The organism is Micrococcus sp. ACRRV (assembly GCF_022346985.1).
GTDB lineage: Bacteria > Actinomycetota > Actinomycetes > Actinomycetales > Micrococcaceae > Micrococcus > Micrococcus porci.
Window position 1 is genome coordinate 1 of sequence record NZ_JAKRNH010000170.1, and the last position, 2726, is coordinate 2726.

At 74.4% G+C, this 2726-nt stretch carries 3 protein-coding genes; 2 read left to right on the plus strand and 1 reads right to left on the minus strand.

All coding sequences use genetic code 11. The annotated features are described in order from the left end of the window. Positions 1-1413, plus strand: a 1413-nt coding sequence (locus MHY29_RS11750; protein ID WP_239241444.1) for an aldehyde dehydrogenase family protein, incomplete at its 5' end; no start/stop codon positions are given. After that, a complete protein-coding gene (locus tag MHY29_RS11755; protein ID WP_239241446.1) occupies positions 1410-1736 on the plus strand; it encodes a hypothetical protein in 327 nt (108 codons plus the stop codon). The genes MHY29_RS11750 and MHY29_RS11755, both read left to right, overlap by 4 nt. 85 nt (positions 1737-1821) lie before the next feature. On the opposite strand, the gene MHY29_RS11760 is transcribed toward MHY29_RS11755, so the two are convergent. Next, positions 1822-2673, minus strand: a complete 852-nt coding sequence (locus tag MHY29_RS11760; RefSeq protein ID WP_370643535.1) for a glycerophosphodiester phosphodiesterase family protein — start codon at positions 2671-2673, stop codon at positions 1822-1824. Positions 2674-2726: the final 53 nt, after the last annotated feature.

Consider the following 2726-nt stretch of genomic DNA (forward strand, 5'->3'; position numbering starts at 1 on the left):
CCCGTGTACCCGTTCCCCGGCACCGAGCCGGTGGAGGCCGCCGTCGCCCGGATCCGCGCCGAGGCCGATGCCCGCACCGCCCACCCCCGGGAGGTCCGAGAGGAGCGCCTGCGCGCCGTCCGGGGCATGCTCACCGAACACCAGGACCGGTTCGCCGAGGCCCTGGCCCGGGACCTCGGCAAGTCCCGCACGGAGGCGCTGCTGACGGAGGTCGGCTCGGTGATCTCGGAGATCGACCACGCCCTCGCCCACCTCGGCTCGTGGATGAAGCCGCGGAAGGTCTCCGTCCCCCTCGCGTTCCAGCCCGCATCCGCCCGGGTCAGGCCCGTGCCGCTGGGCGCGGTGCTCGTGATCGGCGCGTGGAACTACCCCGTGCAGCTTACCCTCGCCCCGCTCGTCGGCGCGCTCGCCGCGGGCAACACGGTCGTGCTCAGCCCCTCGGACAAGGCCCCGGCCACGGCGGCGGCCCTGCAGGAGCTCCTGCCGGCCGCGCTGGACGGGCAGGGCGTCGCCGTCGTCGAGGGCGGGGCGGACTGCGTGCAGGCGCTGATCGCGCATCCCTGGGATCACATCCTGTACACCGGCGGTGAGCGCGTGGGGCGGATCGTCTACGAGGCGGCGGCGAAGACCCTGACGCCGGTCACCCTGGAGCTGGGGGGCAAATCCCCGGCCGTGGTGACCGCGGTCCAGGACCCCGCCGGGATGGCGCGGCGGATCGCGTTCGGCAAGTTCACGAATGCGGGCCAGACGTGCGTGGCGCCGGACTACGTGCTGGCCGTCGGCACGGAGGCGCACGCGCAGGTCCTGCGACACCTGCCCGCGGCGATCGCCGAGTTCTACGGCGCCGACCCCGCCGAGTCCCCCGACTACGGCCGCCTGGTCTCGGAGGACCACGCCCGGCGACTCGTGGACCTGCTCGCCGAGGACGTGGACGCCGGCGCGCACGTGGTCATCGGCGGCGAGGCGGACGTGGCCGGCCGGTACCTGGCGCCCACGCTCGTGGACGGGGTCTCCCTCGACGGTGCGCTCATGCGTGAAGAGCTGTTCGGTCCTGTCCTGCCGGTGGTCCGCGTCGACTCCCTGCAGGAGGCGATCCACGTGATCGCCGCACGCCCGCACCCCCTGGCCTCCTACCTGTTCACCGACCACGACGACGACCGGGCCGCCTTCGCCGCACAGGTCCAGGCCGGCGTGGTGAGCGAGGGCGTGACGCTGCTGCACGCCGGGATGCCGACGCTGCGGTTCGGCGGGGTGGGCCACTCCGGGATCGGCGCGTACCACGGCGAGGCCGGGTTCGAGACGTTCTCCCATCTGCGCCCCGAGCTCACCAAGGGCACCGGCGTGGACACGCTGCGTGCGGTCTACCCGCCGCACGGGCCGGTCAAGCGGGCGCTGCTGCCGAAGCTCATGTGAGCCCCGCCCCCAGCGTTTTCGTGCGTGATATCGACGGCGTGTCGGCCGTTTTCGTGCGTGGAACGTACGCCGCCGGTTCACTCTCCCTGACCGCCTGCACCGACGGGCCGGGCACCTCTGTGCCCGGCACCGCCGCCCCGGAGGCGACGATCACGTCGCAGGCGCCGTCGTCGTCCGTTGACCTGGCGGCCCTGCCGTTCGACACCGAGGCGTGGTCCGTGCAGTCGCTCTTCGACGGGGAGGTGGCGGTGCGCCACGGCGACGACGGCGCGCTCACCCTGGAGCGCGGAGATGTCGTCTTCGTGCTCGCGCCGGAGGGCTGAGCCGGGCGCGCCGCGCGTTCACTTCGCGCACGACAACGCACGACGCACCGTCCGTTTCACGCACGAAGACGCGAGGGGGCGTCCGTCAGTGCTGCGGCCAGATCCCGCGACGCGTGAACACCTCGGCGAGGACGTCGGCCCGGTCGGTCATGATGCCGTCGACGCCGAGGTCCAGGAGGCGCTCCATCTCGGCGGGGTCGTCCACGACCCACACGTGCACGGGCAGCCCGGCGGCGTGGCACCGGCGCACGAAGTCCGCGGTGACGACGGGGACGCGGCCTTGGTGCAGCGGCACCTGCACGCAGTCGATGTCGAGGGCGTACCGGCGGAGCCAGCCGGTCAGCCCGAGCGGGCCGAGCAGCACCAGCGCGGCGATCGCCGCGGCCCCGCCCGACGTCGCGACCCGCTCCGGCCCGTGCGCGCGCTCCGGGTGGCCCAGTGCGGCGACCGCGCGGCGGAACGCCCGGCGTCGAGAGTCGTGGAAGCTCGCCACGAGCACTCGATCCCAGGCGTCGTGCTCGGCCAGGAGCGCGGCCATGGCGGGGGCGGCGTCGGCGTCCTTGAGGTCCACGTTGAAGCGCGCCTCCGGGAGGGCGGCGAGCAGGTCCGCGAACCGCAGGAACGGCTCCCCGCCCACCGTGTGCGCGGCGAAGTCCGCCCAGGCAAGCGCCGAGAAGTCACCGGCGGCGGTGGAGACGCGGTCCAGGGTGGCGTCATGGAAGACCACGAGCACCCCGTCCGACGTGGTGCGCACGTCCAGCTCGAGGTACCCGAACCCGGCCTCCCATGCCGCGGTGAACGCGGCCAGCGTGTTCTCCCGCTCGTTCCCGGCGCCCCGGTGCGCGAACCCCAGGGGCCACCCACGCCGCGCGGGCGCCGATGCCGCCAGGTAGGCGGGGGCGGGGAGGAGGGCGGGCGACGTCGTCGCGGCTCGGATGCGCACGGGGCCAGGCTAGCGCCCCCCGCCCGTCGTCTCCCCGTTCCCTAGAC